This is a genomic window from Amycolatopsis sp. NPDC114484 (assembly GCF_055633755.1).
Genome location: NZ_JBVKDQ010000011.1, coordinates 270,806 through 285,966 on the forward strand (window position 1 = coordinate 270,806; position 15,161 = coordinate 285,966).

The window sequence follows — 15,161 nt, forward strand, 5'->3', positions numbered from 1 at the left end:
GCTAGAGCGGAGTCGGTCGCCAGCCCGCCCCAACCCCTGCGCTATCTTCCGCCACGCCGCCGCAGGCTCTCCCGCACGGCAATTTCGGCGTGGCAAACCTATTCGGGCTGACGCGCGGCGCCGGATGCGGGCATAGTCGGCGGGGTACCCGAGCAGGAGGACAGATGAGCATTGTCGGCACCCGGGTGGTGCGCGTCGAAGACGAGAAGCTGATCACCGCGGGCGGAACGTACGTCGACGACCTCAAGGAGGAAGCGCTCGCCGGCGCCGTGCACGCGGTTTTCGTGCGCAGCCCGATCGCGCACGCGCGGATCGCGGGCATCGACGTGGAGGAGGCCCGCACCGCGCCGGGCGTCGTCGGCGTTTACACCGCGGCGGATCTCGATCTCGAACCGGGCAAGGCCGGGCCGGTCGCCGAGCCGTTCCTGGCGGCGGACGTCGTGCGGTACGTCGGCGAGCCGGTCGCGCTGGTGCTCACCGAGGAGCGGTACCAGCTCGCCGACGCGGCCGAACTGGTCGATGTGGACTACGACCCGCTGGACGCGGTCGCGGACTTCGACACCGCGCTCGCCGGCGAGACCCTGGTGTTCCCGGACCACGGCAGCAACGTGGTCCACTCGAACGGCCCGGAGGAGTTCGACGATTCGGTGTTCGAGGGCTGCGAGGTCGTCGTCACCGGGGAGATCCTGAACCAGCGCGTGGCCCCGGCTCCGGTCGAGCCACGGGGCGCGTCCGTCGCGTGGGGCGAGGACGGCCGGGTCACGCTGTGGCTTTCCACCCAGAACGCGCAGATCGGCCGCAGCGTGGTGGCCGGCGGGCTGGGCATCGGCGAGGACCGGGTGCGGGTGATCGCGCCGGACGTCGGCGGCGGGTTCGGCGCGAAGATCGGCGCGGACCCGGAAGCGATCCTGCTCGCCTGGGCGGCGAAACGCGCCGGCCGTGCGGTGCGCTGGGCCGAATCGCGCAGCGAGAACCTCACCTCGATGACTCACGGCCGCGCCCAGCGCAACACCGTGACCGTCGGCGGCAAGCGCGACGGAACCGTGCTGGCATACCGGCTCGACGTCCTCCAGGACACCGGCGCGTACCCGCGAGCCCTGTTCCTGCCGACGCTCACCGAGCTGATGGCGCCGGGCGTCTACCGCTTCCCGGTGGTGCAGACGCGCAGCCGCGGCATGGTCACCACGACCACGCCGATCGCCGCCTACCGCGGCGCGGGCCGTCCCGAGGCGACCGCGGCCGTCGAGCGCGCGATCGACATGTTCGCCGCGGAAATCGGGATGGACCCGGCCGACGTCCGGCGGGTCAACTTCATCCGTCCCGAGGAATTCCCTTACCAGACACCGACTGGCGGCTCTTACGACACCGGCGAGTACGCCGCGGCGCTCGACAAGGTGCTCGACGCGGCGGGATACGCGCAGCTGCGCGAGGAACAGCGGAAGCGCCGCGAGGCCGGGGATCCGGTGGCGCTGGGGCTCGGGATCGCGTCCTACGTCGAGATCACCGGCGGAGACGCGGGGGGCGAGAGCGGCCGCGTCGACGTGCACCCGGACGGTTCGGTCACCGCGTGGACCGGCAGTTCCCCGCACGGGCAGGGGCTCGGGACGTCGCTGGCGATGCTGCTGTCGGACCAGCTGGGCGTGCCGATGGACAAGATCACCGTGCGGCACGGCGACACCGACGAGGTCCCGCGCGCGGTCGGCACGTTCGGCTCGCGGTCGCTGCAGCTCGGCGGTTCGGCGATCCGGCAGGCGGCCGAGGAGGTCGTGGCACAGGCCCGCCAGGTCGCGGCGGAACTGCTCGAAGCGGCGCCGGACGACCTCGAATTGGACGCTGAACGCGGCGTCTGGCAGGTCCGCGGCGCGCCGTCCAGCACGACGCTCGACTGGGCCCGGGTCGCCGCCGAGGCGGAGGGGTTCACCGCCGACGTCTGGTTCGGCGACGGCGCCCCGACGTTCCCGTTCGGCGCGCACCTCGCCGTCGTCGAGGTGGACACCGAGACCGGCAAGGTCGAGGTGCGCCGGCTGGTCGCGCTCGACGACGCCGGTCCGATCGTGAACCCGCTGACCTTCCGCGGCCAGCGGCACGGCGGGCTCGGCCAGGGCATCGCGCAGGCGCTGCTCGAGGTGATGAACTACGACGCGGACGGCAACCCGACCACGGCGACGCTGGCCGACTACTCGTTCGTCACCGCGCCCGAGCTGCCCGATTTCGAACTGGTGGACATGGAGACGCCGACGACCCGGAACCTGCTGGGGGTCAAGGGAATCGGCGAGGCGGCGACCATCGGGTCGACGCCGGCGGTGCACAACGCGGTGGTGGACGCGCTCGCCCACCTCGGCGTGGCGCACCTGGACATGCCGACCACCCCGCTGCGGGTGTGGACGGCCCTGAACGACGCTAGGAAGGCGAACTGACGTGCGGGTCTCGATCGAGGTGAACGGGAAGACGATCGGCGGGGAGGTGCCCGACCGCACCCTGCTCGTGCACTACCTGCGGGACACCGCGGGCCTCACCGGCACGAACATCGGCTGCGACACCACGTCCTGCGGGGCGTGCACGGTGCTGCTCGACGGCGAATCGGTGAAGTCCTGCACGGTGCTGGCCGCGCAGGCGGACGGCCACGAAGTGACCACTGTGGAGGGTCTGGCCTCCGGATCGGGCACCGACGGCCTGCACCCGGTGCAGCGCGCGTTCCGCGAGCAGCACGGCCTGCAGTGCGGGTTCTGCACGCCCGGCATGATGATGGCGACGGTGTCGCTGCTGAAGGAGAACCCGAAGCCGACCCGCGAGGAGGCCCGTGCCGCGCTGGAGGGCAACCTCTGCCGGTGCACCGGGTACCACAACATCGTCAGCGCCGTGATCGACGCGTCCGGCCAGGAGGTGGCGCAGTGATCCCGGCTGGGTTCGCCTACCGGCGTGCGTCCACTGTGGACGAGGCGCTCGCGCTGCTCGCCGAGCACGGGGAAGACGCGAAGCTGCTCGCGGGCGGGCATTCGCTGCTCCCCTTGATGAAGCTCCGGTTCGCCGCGCCGGAGGTCGTGGTGGACATCGCGCCGTTGCGGGAGCTGAAGTTCGTCCGGGTCGACGGAGACGAGGTGGTGATCGGGGCGCTGTCCCGGTACCACGATCTGCAGCACGACCCGGTGCTCGCCGAGCACGCGCCGTTGCTTGCGCACGTCTCCGGGTCGGTCGGCGACCCGCAGGTGCGCCACCGCGGCACGATCGGCGGTTCGCTGGTGCACGCCGACTCCGCGGCCGACCTGCCCGCGGCGGTGCTCGCCGCGGACGGGACGCTCGTCGCGCGCGGGCCGCGAGGGGAGCGGCGGATCCCGGCCGCGGAGTTCTTCCTCGGGCCGTTCACGACGCCGCTGGAACCGGACGAGCTGCTCACCGAGATCCGGCTGCCGAGCCAGGCCGGACTCGGCTGGGGCTTCGAGAAGTTCACCCGCCGGGCCATCGACTGGGCGATCGTCGGCGTCGCGGTCACCGGGCGTTCGGTCGGCCTGATCAACATGGGCGGCACGCCGCTGCGGGCCTCGGCCACCGAACGCGCGCTGGCCGGCGGGGCCACCGCGGCGGAGGCGGCGAAGCTGGCCGCGGAGGGCACTTCGCCGCCGGAAGAACCGCACGCCACGGCCGAGTACCGCCAGCACCTCGCCCGGGTCCTCACCGGCCGCGCCCTGGCCGCCGCCGGCGTCGCCTGACCGACTGACCGTGAGGGGAACCCTGAAGGAATCAGATTCCCTCAGGGTTCCCCTCACGGCTTTGAAAGCGACGGCCGATTTCCGCCAGCGGGGCGCGGGCGGCGGTGGCCAGACTGAGCGGTGTGAACACGACTTTTCCCGCCCACACGGCAATCGAGCCCGGAATCCTGTACTTCGGCACCCCGGTGGTGCTGGTCTCGACGTCCAATGAGGACGGTTCGGCCAACCTGGCCCCGATGTCGTCGGCGTTCTGGCTCGGCTGGCGCGCGATGCTCGGCCTCGGCGCGCGCTCGAAGACCACGCTCAACCTCCTGCGCACGCGCGAATGCGTGCTGAACCTGCCGTCGTCGGCGATGGCCGCCGCGGTCGACCGGCTCGCGCTGACCACCGGGTCCGATCCGGTGCCGCCGCGCAAGGAGGAGCGCGGCTACTTCCACGTCGCGGACAAGTTCGGGCGCGCGGGGCTCACCCCGGTGCCGTCGGAGACCGTGGCGCCACCCCGGGTCGCCGAGTGCCCGGTCGCGATGGAAGCCGTGCTGGAGTCCGTGCATCCGTTCGCCGAGGACGACGAGGCCCAGCGCGGCGGCATCGTCGGGCTGGAGGTTCGGGTGCAGCGGGTGTTCGTGCACGACGACATCCGGCTGCCGGGCACCGACGACCACGTCGACCCGGACGCCTGGCGGCCGCTGATCATGAGCTTCCAGAAGCTGTACGGGCTCGGGCCGCAGGTGCACGAGTCGACGCTGGCGCGGATCCCGGAGCGGATGTACCGCTCGCCGGACATCGAACGGGCCCGCGGCGTCTCCTGAGCCGCTGCGGTCCACTGTGGAGCAACGACCCGGCGAAACGACGGCGAAGAGCAGAAGAACAACTCGGTAAAACCGGATACGACAAGGGGCCGCCGCGATCCGCGGCGGCCTTTTGTCAGCTTTCTCGCACTCAGGAATTTCCGTCGCCAATCGTTCGCGCGTCAAGCGGCGCGCACGGCGAAACCGCAGGTCGTGTCTCTTCGGACACGGCCCGCGGTACATTGGGGCAGCTGTCCCCGTGGTGATCACCGGCCCCTGCCGGACTGATAGTCTTTCCCCATTGCGAATCCCAGGCACGGCAACGCAATTCGGTGTCACTCACAAGGGTGCCGAAGCGGCCGTGCCCGACCCGGCTGTGGGAAGGATGCCCTCGGGATGGCGGACAGGTTCGAGTTCGTTCTCGACGTCGTCGAAGCTTTGGTGGTCGGGGAGGCGACCGGCGGGAACATCCGCCAGTTCCCGCTCCGGATCGGCTCCGTGCCCGCGGAACCGGACCGGTACGTCCAGGTCGCGAAGGTCGTCAACGACGCGATCGAGGAGCGCAGACTCTCCAGCGGCGACGAGCTGAGCCCCTACGTGCGCACCGCCTTCGAGCTGCTCGCGAAGCCGCGGGTCTCGGTCGCGGTCAGCGGGATCGACGGCCTCGGCGCGGACATCGCGGTGGTCGCGCTCAGCGACGGCAGGCAGGCGCTCGGGATCACGCAGGACCCGAAGACCGACAAACTGCTGTTCTCGCTCTTCGACGACGAGGAACTCGTCGAGGTGATCGCCGGGGTGCTGCCGCAGGCGCGCCCGGCCAGCACCGGCGCGCACACGATCCGCCAGGCGGCGTCGCAGGAAGTGTCCGCGATGACCGCGCGCCGCCGGGCCGAGGCGGCCGAGGACGAGGAAGAGACCGACGCGTTCGGGATGATCGAGGTCAGCGGGCGCGTGCAGCCGCGCCGCCCGGACCCGCGGGTCTCCCGCCCCGCCCCCGGCGGGGTCGAGGTGCTCGAACGCGTGCTGGCGCAGCCCCGGCTCGGCGGCGGGCACATCGCGGTGAGCGGCTGGGGCCGCCACGGCGAGCGGCGCGGCGGCAACCCGATCGGCTGGCTCGACACCGCCGACGGCCGCTACCTGATCAAGTCGACCGTCAGCGAGGCGGGCGACCTGACCGCGGAATACCTGCCCGCCGGGCACCGCGACCTCAAGCGCGCGGTGCAGCAGGCGGTTTCCGAGGTTTACTGAGCATTCCACTGCAACGGCGACAGTTCATGAGGAGAACGAGGTCCCGATGACCGACGAGGCACCGATGACGCTGGTGGACGCCAAGGCGGCGACCGTGACCGCGGCACGGACCGACTTCCTGCCCGCGAAGCAGCTGAAGACGCTGGCCGAGCGCGGATCGTTCGCGGTGGACGACAGCACCGGCGACAAGATGATCGCCGCGCTCCAGGGCGTGCTCGACGCGCTGGAGGCGCACGTGCAGCTGATCGAGAAGATCGCCGGGGTCCCGGCGATGTCGAAGAGCCCGGCCGGGATGTTCGTCAGCAAGCACATGGCCGAGACCGCGCGCGACCAGCAGGGCCTGGTCACCCAGCTGCAGGCGGCGAACCGGGAGTTCCCGACCTACGTCGAGGCGATCAAGCTCGCGAAGAAGAACTACAAGGAGCGCGAGCACAGCTCCAAGGAGAGCTTCGAGCGCATCCACCGCACCGCGCAAGAGCAGGGCTGAAGGGGAGACCAGTGGCCGACAAGAAGCAACCGACCGCCGAGTCCGTCTCCGACCCGTCCTCGACGGACTACGACCCGGGCAACACCGCGCTCTACAACCCGACGCTGGACCCCTCGTCGAAGTACTACATCGGCCCGGTGCGCCCGGACGACGTGGCCTCGGGCGACCAGCTGCGCGAGGACGCGCAGCACAAGATCGACGCCGTGTTCAACGGCTGGCTGCTCCCGAACGTCCAGGGGAAGGCGCGCGACCAGCTGATCCAGGCGATGTACCAGCGGAACCTGGAGGAGTCGAAGAAGCATCTCGGCAAAGACCTCGAGATGCGCGATCCGGGCGCCGCGCCGCACACCGACTGGAAGAACGCGACGCACGAGCAGATGATCGACGCCATCACCACGCACGCGGACCCGGCCTCGGTGGCCGAGTCCTCGGAGGCGTGGGTGAGCCTCGGCAACGAGCTGGCGACGCACCAGAAGAACCTCGGCGACGCGATCAACGCGAGCACCTCGAACTGGAAGGGCGACGCCGGCGACGCCGCGCGCGTGCACCTCGCCAACGTGGGCAAGTGGCTCGGCACCACCGCGCAGGGCGCGTCGCTGACCGGGCGCCAGCAGGAGGTCCACTCGCAGGCGCTCAACGAGACGCAGAAGGCGATGAACGCCAACCCGCCGGTGAACTTCTCGGCGCAGGACGCGAACAAGGTCCTGATGACGATCAAGGACCCGGCCGCCTACGTCGTGGCCTACTCCTCGGCGATGAAGACCTTCACCGACCAGCAGGCCGCCCGGGAGCAGGCCGCGCAGATCATGACGCGGTACGACCAGACGATCGGCGGCGCGGTCGCCACGCCGCGGTTCGCCGAGCCGCCGAAGCTGCCCACCGCGCAGCTGTCCCCGGCGCTCAGGGGCACCCCGATGAAGCCCGGCGGCGGCGCCGGCGCGCCCGGCGGGGTGCGGGTCGGCCCGGACGGCCGCCCGATCGGCCCCGACGGCAACCCGATCGGCCCGCCCGGGACCACGGTCGGCCCGAACGGCCAGCTCATCGGCCCGGACGGGCGTCCGCTGGGTCCCGACGGCAAGCCGATCGGCCCGCCGGGGACGACGGTGGGCCCGAACGGGCAGCCGATCGGCCCCGACGGACGGCCGATCGGACCGGACGGCAAACCGTACGGTCCCGGCGGCGGGGGCCCGGGCGGCGGCGGACCGGGCGGCGGCGGACCGGGCGGCGTCCCCGGCGGGCCTGGCGGGCAGAGCCCCGAGCGCAGGTTCGACCCGGCGTCGCTGAACATCCCGCAGGGCGGTCCCGGCGGAGCGACCGGCGGACCGGGCGGCGTCCCCGGCGGGCCCGGCGGCTCGTTCCCGCCCATCCCGGGTTCGAACGACCCGGGTTCGACGAAGGCGCAGGGCTTCACCCCGCCGAACCTCCCGCCCATCCCGGGCGGCAACCCCGGCGGCGGCTCGAACTTCACCCCGCCGAACCTCCCGCCGATCCCGGGTCCCGGCGGAGGCAACCCCGGCGGCGGCCCGAACTTCACCCCGCCGCCCATCCCGTCCATCCCGACCGGCAAGGACGGCGACCCGTACAAGTCGAATCCGTACAAGCCGCAGCCGTTCAAGCCCTCGATCCCCGAGGGCCCCGGCGGGCTCAAGCCGTACGAGCCGAAGCCGTTCAACCCCGGCAAGATCGGCCCGGACGGCAAACCGCTGTTCCCCGGCGGCGGCACCGGCCCGAGCGGCGAGAAGCTCGGCGGCATCGGCAAGGTCGGCGGCGTCAACGGCGAGAGCATCAGCAGCAGGCTCGGCGGCGGCGGTGCGGGCGGTCTCGGCGGCGCCAAGGGCGGCCCGGGCTCCGGCGGCGCGTTCAGCGGCGCGGGCGGCTCCGGCGCGGCTGAAGAAGGCGTCGCCGGGCGCGGCGGCCCCGGCTCGGGCGGCGCGGGCGGCAAGGGCGCGGCCGGCGCTCCCGGCATGGGAGCCATGGGCGGCGGCAAGGGCGGCAAGGGCCCGGAGGACAAGGAACACAAGGTCGCGAGCTTCGTCGAGTCGGACGATCCGTCGTTCTTCGCGCCGGACGAGGTCGTCGCCCCGCCGGTGATCGGCGACTGGAAGAACAAGGACTGGAAGTGAGGCGGCGATGAGCGGAGGCGCGCAGGGGTTCCGCGTAGAACCCGACGACCTCGTGGCGCACGCGAGCCACCTGGACGGCCTGGTGGACCGGCTGAACACGGCGGCGCAGGCGGCGAACTACGCGATGTCCGACGACGCGTACGGGCTGCTGTGCGCTTTCCTCCCGCCGATCATCAACCCGACCGGCGAGAAGGCCAAGGAAGCGATCAGCGGCGCGATCGAGGGCGTGCAGGCGACCTCGGACAACGTGCGGACCGCCGCGAAGTCCTACCAGGAGGGCGACGAGGGCCAGTCGAAGCCGTTCAAGAAGGTGGCGACCGAGGGGATGCTCAGCAAGACCGACAGCGGGGAGCTCAAGGAGAGGTTCCGCGTCGGCGGGGTGCAGGCCCCGACCGGGCAGAACGTGCCTTTCAACCGGGACGCCATGCCCGCGGAGGCCCGGTACGACAGCGCGGAGCCCTTGCAGCCGCGGGAACGGGTCGAGGCTCCGTCGCGGCCGGACCGGGGCGTTTCGCCGAACGAGACGTAGCGAGGCGGTGGCGCTCTCGCGGCGCTGCGGCGGGCGGGTACCGTCGACGGGTGACGGCGCCCGTCGCGGCGAGGACAAGACCAGCCCGCAACGGAGCGGGTGACGGGATTCGAGGAGAACGAAAAGCATGACCAGCGCGGGTGGGCTGGGCGACCTGATCAGGGACCCCGACGACGCAATCCGGCGAATGGACGAATGGGCGGCCGGGTTCGCCCGCAAGGCGGAGCGCTACGCGGCGGCCCAGCAGGAAACAGAACAGCTGCGGCTGACCGCGACCAGCCCGGACGGAACCGTCAAGGTCACCGTCGGGGCCGACGGGGTCGTGTCGGACCTGGTGTTCAGTTCTCGCACGCGCACCATTCCGCCGGAGGAGCTCTCCAGGATGGTGCTCGAGACCATGCGGAAGGCGCAGTCGGGCATCACCGACCGCGTGGCCGAGGTCATGGGCCGCAGCCTGGGCGACGAGGACCCGGACACCCGCGCCGTCATGCTCGATTCGCTCCGCAACCGGTTCCCGGACCCCGACCCGGACCCGGCCGAGCAGCAGGACAGCGCGGAAGAGCAGCCGGAGCCGCCCGCCAAGACGCCGCCGCCGGCGCCTCCGGCAGGGGGCGCGCCGCGTCCGCCCGCGTCGCCGCCCGCGCCGGGCGGGCCCGCCTCGCCGCCGCAGGGACGCCGCCCGGGCGGCATCGACCCGGACGAGCAGGACAACAACCCCTGGTGACCACCAGTGCGCCCCGGCCTTCCGGCCGGGGCGCACTGTCGTTTGTGGACGGTCCGATGTGGACTCGGCGAAACCGGTCCGCGGCCCAGCGCCGACGCCGCGGGCCCCGCCCCCGGATCCGGTCGGCTGCGGGCGGAGCGGGTCCGGCTCAGAGAACCTGTTTGCGGTCGGCGAGGTAGCGCAGGTAGAGCAGCGCCAACAACGACACGCTGATCAAAACCCTGCCCCATTCCGACGGGTTGGCGTAGGACGGGCCGCACCAAGCGGGCTGGTCCCGGGCCGGGAGGCACGCTCGAGCGGGCCAGCCGGCGAAAAACGGCTGATAGAGCAGGAACAGCCCCATGGCCAGCACCCCGAACGCCACCAGCACCTGCACCGACCGCCGCGACACCGCAGCCCCCCTCGTCTCAGAACACGAAGAAGATCGGCAGTGCCCGCCGGTTCGTTACCCGATATGCCGGATTGTCAGAGCTGCGGCAGCGGAACCTCGGCCGCCAGGTCTTCCGGGGCCGAAAGCCGCCACGCCTCGTACACGAGTTCGGCCAGTTCGTCGGCCTCGATCCCGCTCAACTGCACCACCACCCAGCCGAACCCGCCGGACGTGAACTGCTCCTCGAAGACGTCCGGGCGTTCCGCGACGAGCGCCTGCTGTTCCGCGACGGTCTGCTTGAGCCCGACCGTGTCGGTGCGCGGCCAGTGGTAGCCGAAGCGCTTGCCGCGCACGCTGAACGACGTGTAGTCGCGGCCGCTGCCGCGTTCGACTTCGCGCAGCTTGCGGATGATCCGTTCGAAATCCTTGCTCGGCACCGGTCCTGGCCCCCTCCATCGTGGACTCGGCCATCTTACGGCGGCGGATCCGGCGGGTTCGGCTTACGGTGGTGCGCGGAGGTGCCCGAATGTCCGAACCGGCCCGCGGCATGCCGCCCGCGATCGAGCCGATGCTGGCGTCGCCCGACGGCGGCACGCTGCGCGACGATCCGGCGTACGCCTACGAGTTCAAATGGGACGGTTACCGGGCGACCATGCGCGTCGCGCCGGACGGGCGCACATTGCTGACCAGCCGCAACGACAACGACTTCACCGCCAGATTCCCGCAACTGTCCGGCGCGCTCGGCGATGCGCTCGGCGGCCGCCCGGCGGTGCTCGACGGCGAGATCGTCGCCCTCGACGAGCACGGCCGTCCCGATTTCGGGCTCCTGCAGAACCGCACCTGGCAGGCCGTCGCGTACTTCGCCTTCGACATCCTGAGCCTGGACGGCGAAAGCCTGCTCGACGCGCCGTACGAGGAACGCCGCGGCATTCTCGCCGAGATCGAGCCGCCGGACCGGCAGCTGGTCGCGATCACGCCCTGGTACCGGCACCGCGATCTCGCCGCAGACGGCATGACCCCGGCCGGGCTGCTCGACGTCGCGCGGAAGATGATGCTCGAAGGCCTGCTGGTGAAGGCCCGTACGTCGCGGTACCACCCGGGACGGCGCAGCCCGGAATGGCTCAAACACCCGCTGGTGCAGACGACCGAGGTGGTGCTCGGCGGCTGGCGTCCGGGCCAGGGCCGCCGGGAGGGCACGATCGGCGCGCTGCTGCTCGGCGCGCACGACCCGGGCTCGGGGGAGCTGCGGTACCTGGGCGACGTCGGCACCGGCTTCACCGACGCGATGCTCAAAGACCTTCAGGCACAGCTGATTCCCTTGGAGCGCAAGACAAGCCCGTTCGCCGACCAGGTGCCGCGGGACCGGGCGCGCGGCGCGCATTGGCTGAATCCGGAGATGGTCGGCGAGGTTGTCTACCGCCGCCTCACACCAGGGGATGGGCGATTGCGGCATACCGCTTGGCGAGGGTTGCGTCCGGAACGGCGTCCGGACGAGGTGAAGGCTCCGGACGCGCGGTAGCGGATACGCGCGGTTCGCCGCGCTTACCCGGTCTGCCGCAGCCCGGTGATCAGCAGCGCGGCCAGGCGGCGCGCGTCATAACTGTCGTCGGCTTCCGCGCCGATGCACAGGTTTCCCACGCCGCGCATCAGGTGCACAGCTTCCAGATCGGTGTGGATTTCCCCGGCTTCGGCGGCGGCGCCGAGCAGCTCAGTGCACACCGGGACTAGCCGCTCGAGGAAATACGCGTGCAGCGCCTCGAACCCGCTGTGGTCGGACTGCATGATCCCGGCCAGCCCGTGCTTCGTGACGAGGAAGTCGACGAACAGGTCGATCCACTGCGCGAGCGCGGCGTGCGGGGAAGCGTTGTCCGCCAGCAGTTTCGGTCCCGCGTCCGCGCACGCTTCGACCTGGTGCCGGTACACCGCGATGATCAGGTCGGCGCGGGTGGGGAAGTGCCGGTAGATCGTGCCCACGCCGACGCCCGCCCGGGTCGCGATGTCGCGCACCGGCGCGTCCACCCCGGACTCGACGAACACCGCCGACGCCGCGTCGAGCAGGGTTTTCTCGTTGCGCCGGGCGTCCGCCCGTTTCGCGCGGGCTCCCGCGTTCTCACCCACGTGCCACTCCCTCCGCGTGCTGCCGGTAGACAAGCGGAACCGTGTTCCGTATAGTTACCGGAGCAACGTTCCGTTTGCTCATGATGCCAGATCGGGCCGCCGGCCACCACACCCTCGTGCCCGACGGCGAAAGAAGGTACTCCCATGTCTCCAGTACAGCTCGCGGCTCCGGTCGTCTCCGTCAAACCAGTGCGGCTCGACGCGCCGGGCCGCGGTGAAGACCTGCCAGTGCGCGTGTCCGCCCCGGCGACCGGACGGGACCTTCCGGTGATCGTGTTCTCGCACGGCTTCGGCTCGTCCCTGGACGGTTACGGCCCGCTCGCCGACTACTGGGCCGCGCACGGATTCGTTGTCGTGCAACCGACTCACCTCGATTCGCGGACCCGCGCGCTGCCCGCGGAAGACCCGCGCACGCCGAACATCTGGCGGTTGCGGGTCGAGGACCTCCGGCACGTCATCGACCAGCTCGACACCGTCGAAGCGGCGGTGCCGGGGCTGAACGGGCGGATCGACCACGGCCGGATCGCTGTCGCCGGGCATTCCTGGGGAGCGCAGTCGGCGAGCATGCTGCTGGGAGCGCGCATCGTCGAGGCGGACGGCAGCGTCGGCGAGGATCTGTCCGATTCCCGGGTGACCGCCGGGGTGCTGTTCGCCATCACCGGCACCGGCGGTGCGGATCTGTCGCCGTTCGCGGCCGAGCATTTCCCTTTTATGAGCCCGAATTTCGCCGAGCTGAAGGTGCCCACGCTGATCGTCGCGGGGGACCAGGACGACTCGATGCTGTCCGTGCGCGGCCCGGACTGGTTCACCGATGCCTACCGGCTCAGCCCGGGGGAGAAGAGCCTGCTGACGCTCTTCGGCGCGGAGCATTCACTTGGCGGCATACCGGGCTACGAGGCCAAGGAAACCACTGACGAAAGCCCCGCCCGCGTCGCGCTCCAGCAGCGGCTGACCACGGCGTACCTCCGCAGCGCGCTCATCCCGGGCGACGACAGCTGGGCCGGGATCGAGGACAGTCCGCTCGGCCGCGTCGAATCGCACGAGTGAAAGGACTTCCCGCGATGACCACGAAACCGCGGTTCGGCATCATGACCGCGCCGATGCAGACCAGTTACGCCTCGCTGCAGCAGGTCTGGCGCGAGGCGGACGCCATCCCGGACATCGAGCACGCCTGGCTGTTCGACCACCTCCTGCCGATCGCGGGCGAACTGGACGGGCCGATTTTCGAAGGCTGGACGCTGCTTTCGGCCCTGGCCGCGCAAACCGGACGGCTGCGGCTCGGGCTTTTGGTGACCAGCAACCGGTTCCGCCCGCCGGCGATGCTGGCGAAGATCGCCGCGACCGTCGACGTCGTCTCCGGCGGACGGCTCGACTTCGGCCTCGGCGTCGGCTCCCGGCCGAGTCACCCGCTCGCCCGCCGGGAGTACGACGCGCACGGCCTGCCGTATCTGGACACCGCCGACGCGGTGGGCCGGTTCGCCGAGGCGTGCGCAGTGATCAGGAAGCTGTGGACGGAGGACAAGCCGTTCGATTTCGCGGGCGAGCACGTCCGGCTCACCGGCGCGTTCGGCAATCCGAAACCGGTGCAGCGCCCGCATCCGCCGTTCGTCATCGGCGGCCGGGCCCGCGCGACGCTGCGCGTGGCCGCCGAGCACGCCGATGTCTGGAACATCCCCGGCGGGGACCTCGCCGACGCCGTCGAACGCGACGCGATGCTGGACGGGTACTGCGCGGAAATCGGCCGCGATCCGGCGGAGATCACGCGCTCGATCCACCTGCCGGTGTCCTACGACCAGCCCGCCCTCACCCGGACGGCGATCGGGCAGGCGCTCGAAGCCGGGTTCGGCCACGTCGTGCTCGGGCTGCCCGCTCCGTATCCGGCCGGGGTCGCGCGGTGGGTCGCGGACGAGCTGATCGCCAAGGCGGGCTAGGGCCGGTTCCGGATGTGTGATCTCCCCTCGCGCTGAAGCTGGGTCAGCCGCACGCGCTCAGGCGAACGGAGTGCGCGGACAACTCGGCAAGCAAGCATCGTGAGGGGAATCAGATGAATCTCGCCCGAAAGCTGGCGGGCGGAGCCACGGTCGTGAACTCCACGTGCGACCTCTCGGACGTCGTCCGGGTCTATTACGGCGGCGGCTCCTGCTGCTACGTCTGGGACGGCAAGAGCCCCACCTTCGGCTGGATGGACATCAAGGGGGCCTATCGGGTGGAGGCGGACAGCTATGAAGGATCCGTGCGGGACAACCAAGGAAACCTGCACCCCCTCACCCGCGGCCACCCGCTGTCGCTTGACGATCTGTGGCTGACCGGGATCTTCTCCACCGGCAACTGAGGCGAACAGGCCCCGGCGGCCCGTGATGCCGAGCAGCTGAGGCACGTTGACGGGGCGGCACACCGGCGCGCGCTTGACGGACCGCTGTCCGCCGGGCGCGCGCCTTTCGGCTGCCCTTTGCTGCCTCCCCGAACCTCCGGTGACACCAAGCCCGCGTGCTTCGGCGCACGCGCCAGGCGCTCTCAGCGGGCGGCTCGCTGGAGCCGAAGCTGGCCGATCTCCGCGACGTTCTTCATCAATTCGGCGTTCGCCCAGGCGATCAGGTGCCCGATGGTGCGCCGGGGATCGCCTTCCGGCCGGAACGGGACGGGCGAGGCCAGATCGGCGCCGGTGAGCCGGTCCAGTGCGGCGAGCCAGTCCGTGCGCAGGCCGCGGAGCCAGGCGACGGCCGGTTCGCCCGGGCCCGGCCAGGCGATGTCGCTGCGTTCCCTCGGTTTGCGGCCGCGGATCTGGTCGAGAGCGACGCTCCACCACCAGCCGAGATGCCAGCTCAGCCAGGCGGTCGTGGGCACCGGAACGGGATCGGGCTCGGGCTCGGCCCAGTCCGGCGTCCAGATTCCGTCGTCGGCCTGGCGCATCGTCCAGCACCGTGCGACAGGCTCCCAGCAGAAATCGTCGGGTGCCAGCCGTTCCAGGTGGTACTCGACCAGCGACCAGGCGAGGTCGAATTGCCAGCGCTGCAGTTCGAGGAAGGAATCGGGCACCGGCCGACCCTGGCACACCGAAGGGCGCGGC

Annotated in this window: 16 protein-coding genes and 1 pseudogene; 13 read left to right on the plus strand and 4 right to left on the minus strand. The window is 71.4% G+C overall.

All coding sequences use genetic code 11. The features are described from left to right. The first annotated feature begins 164 nt into the window (after positions 1-164). The 9 genes and pseudogenes from ACZ7SW_RS26680 (at position 165) to ACZ7SW_RS26720 (ending at position 9,606) form a co-directional block, all read left to right on the plus strand. Positions 165-2,417, plus strand: coding sequence for a xanthine dehydrogenase family protein molybdopterin-binding subunit (locus tag ACZ7SW_RS26680; RefSeq protein ID WP_470233077.1), 2,253 nt, complete (start codon positions 165-167; stop codon positions 2,415-2,417). Position 2,418: 1 nt separating this feature from the next. Continuing rightward, on the plus strand, positions 2,419-2,895 hold the full coding sequence (locus tag ACZ7SW_RS26685; protein WP_470233078.1) for a (2Fe-2S)-binding protein: 477 nt from the start codon (positions 2,419-2,421) through the stop codon (positions 2,893-2,895). Beyond that, positions 2,892-3,707, plus strand: a complete 816-nt coding sequence (locus ACZ7SW_RS26690; RefSeq protein WP_470233079.1) for an FAD binding domain-containing protein — start codon at positions 2,892-2,894, stop codon at positions 3,705-3,707. The genes ACZ7SW_RS26685 and ACZ7SW_RS26690 overlap by 4 nt, the downstream gene beginning before the upstream one ends. A 122-nt stretch (positions 3,708-3,829) precedes the next feature. Next, positions 3,830-4,516, plus strand: coding sequence for a flavin reductase family protein (locus ACZ7SW_RS26695; RefSeq protein WP_470233080.1), 687 nt, complete (start codon positions 3,830-3,832; stop codon positions 4,514-4,516). 375 nt (positions 4,517-4,891) lie between these two features. Further along, on the plus strand, positions 4,892-5,743 hold the full coding sequence (locus tag ACZ7SW_RS26700) for an ESX secretion-associated protein EspG (protein ID WP_470233081.1): 852 nt from the start codon (positions 4,892-4,894) through the stop codon (positions 5,741-5,743). A gap of 46 nt (positions 5,744-5,789) precedes the next feature. Further along, positions 5,790-6,230, plus strand: a complete 441-nt coding sequence (locus ACZ7SW_RS26705; protein ID WP_470233082.1) for a hypothetical protein — start codon at positions 5,790-5,792, stop codon at positions 6,228-6,230. Positions 6,231-6,241: 11 nt separating this feature from the next. Then, positions 6,242-8,353: a PPE domain-containing protein gene (locus ACZ7SW_RS26710; RefSeq protein WP_470233083.1), complete on the plus strand. Its 2,112-nt coding sequence runs from the start codon at positions 6,242-6,244 to the stop codon at positions 8,351-8,353. A 7-nt stretch (positions 8,354-8,360) separates the two neighbouring features. Continuing rightward, positions 8,361-8,660 (plus strand): annotated as a pseudogene (locus tag ACZ7SW_RS26715) (type VII secretion target); the annotation flags it as partial. Between the two features lie 349 nt (positions 8,661-9,009). Next, the gene (locus ACZ7SW_RS26720; protein ID WP_470233084.1) at positions 9,010-9,606 is read left to right on the plus strand and encodes a YbaB/EbfC family nucleoid-associated protein; all 597 of its coding nucleotides are present in this window, start codon (positions 9,010-9,012) and stop codon (positions 9,604-9,606) included. 148 nt (positions 9,607-9,754) lie between these two features. Here the strand turns inward: ACZ7SW_RS26720 and ACZ7SW_RS26725 are convergent, their stop codons facing one another. Together ACZ7SW_RS26725 and ACZ7SW_RS26730 are read right to left on the minus strand one after the other, a co-directional pair. After that, positions 9,755-9,997 carry a hypothetical protein gene (locus ACZ7SW_RS26725; RefSeq protein WP_470233085.1) on the minus strand — a complete coding sequence of 81 codons (243 nt, stop codon included), beginning with the start codon at positions 9,995-9,997 and terminating at the stop codon, positions 9,755-9,757. A 74-nt stretch (positions 9,998-10,071) separates the two neighbouring features. Continuing rightward, on the minus strand, positions 10,072-10,413 hold the full coding sequence (locus ACZ7SW_RS26730; RefSeq protein WP_470233086.1) for an MmcQ/YjbR family DNA-binding protein: 342 nt from the start codon (positions 10,411-10,413) through the stop codon (positions 10,072-10,074). 89 nt (positions 10,414-10,502) lie between these two features. Between ACZ7SW_RS26730 and ligD the strand changes: the two genes are divergently transcribed. Then, positions 10,503-11,495 (plus strand): non-homologous end-joining DNA ligase, encoded by a 993-nt coding sequence (gene ligD / locus ACZ7SW_RS26735; protein WP_470233087.1) that lies wholly within the window; start codon positions 10,503-10,505, stop codon positions 11,493-11,495. 23 nt (positions 11,496-11,518) lie between these two features. On the opposite strand, the gene ACZ7SW_RS26740 is transcribed toward ligD, so the two are convergent. Continuing rightward, entirely contained in the window at positions 11,519-12,094 is a 576-nt protein-coding gene (locus ACZ7SW_RS26740) for a TetR/AcrR family transcriptional regulator (protein ID WP_470233088.1), read from the minus strand. A 144-nt stretch (positions 12,095-12,238) separates the two neighbouring features. Here ACZ7SW_RS26740 and ACZ7SW_RS26745 point away from each other — a divergent pair, with 144 nt between their 5' ends. The 3 genes from ACZ7SW_RS26745 (at position 12,239) to ACZ7SW_RS26755 (ending at position 14,426) form a co-directional block, all read left to right on the plus strand. Beyond that, positions 12,239-13,141 (plus strand): alpha/beta hydrolase family protein, encoded by a 903-nt coding sequence (locus tag ACZ7SW_RS26745; protein WP_470233089.1) that lies wholly within the window; start codon positions 12,239-12,241, stop codon positions 13,139-13,141. 14 nt (positions 13,142-13,155) lie between these two features. Then, positions 13,156-14,025 (plus strand): LLM class flavin-dependent oxidoreductase, encoded by an 870-nt coding sequence (locus ACZ7SW_RS26750; RefSeq protein WP_470233090.1) that lies wholly within the window; start codon positions 13,156-13,158, stop codon positions 14,023-14,025. A 113-nt stretch (positions 14,026-14,138) separates the two neighbouring features. Continuing rightward, positions 14,139-14,426 (plus strand): hypothetical protein, encoded by a 288-nt coding sequence (locus ACZ7SW_RS26755; RefSeq protein ID WP_470233091.1) that lies wholly within the window; start codon positions 14,139-14,141, stop codon positions 14,424-14,426. A gap of 182 nt (positions 14,427-14,608) precedes the next feature. On the opposite strand, the gene ACZ7SW_RS26760 is transcribed toward ACZ7SW_RS26755, so the two are convergent. After that, complete coding sequence (locus ACZ7SW_RS26760; RefSeq protein ID WP_470233092.1) at positions 14,609-15,130, minus strand: DinB family protein; 522 nt, start codon at positions 15,128-15,130, stop codon at positions 14,609-14,611. Positions 15,131-15,161: the final 31 nt, after the last annotated feature.

Coding starts and splice junctions, on each gene's coding strand:
- ACZ7SW_RS26680 (WP_470233077.1), top strand. CDS start 165: ATGAGCATTGTCGGCACCCGGGTGGTGCGCGTCGAAGACGAGAAGCTG.
- ACZ7SW_RS26700 (WP_470233081.1), top strand. CDS start 4,892: ATGGCGGACAGGTTCGAGTTCGTTCTCGACGTCGTCGAAGCTTTGGTG.
- ACZ7SW_RS26705 (WP_470233082.1), top strand. CDS start 5,790: ATGACCGACGAGGCACCGATGACGCTGGTGGACGCCAAGGCGGCGACC.
- ACZ7SW_RS26720 (WP_470233084.1), top strand. CDS start 9,010: ATGACCAGCGCGGGTGGGCTGGGCGACCTGATCAGGGACCCCGACGAC.
- ligD (WP_470233087.1), top strand. CDS start 10,503: ATGTCCGAACCGGCCCGCGGCATGCCGCCCGCGATCGAGCCGATGCTG.
- ACZ7SW_RS26745 (WP_470233089.1), top strand. CDS start 12,239: ATGTCTCCAGTACAGCTCGCGGCTCCGGTCGTCTCCGTCAAACCAGTG.
- ACZ7SW_RS26750 (WP_470233090.1), top strand. CDS start 13,156: ATGACCACGAAACCGCGGTTCGGCATCATGACCGCGCCGATGCAGACC.
- ACZ7SW_RS26755 (WP_470233091.1), top strand. CDS start 14,139: ATGAATCTCGCCCGAAAGCTGGCGGGCGGAGCCACGGTCGTGAACTCC.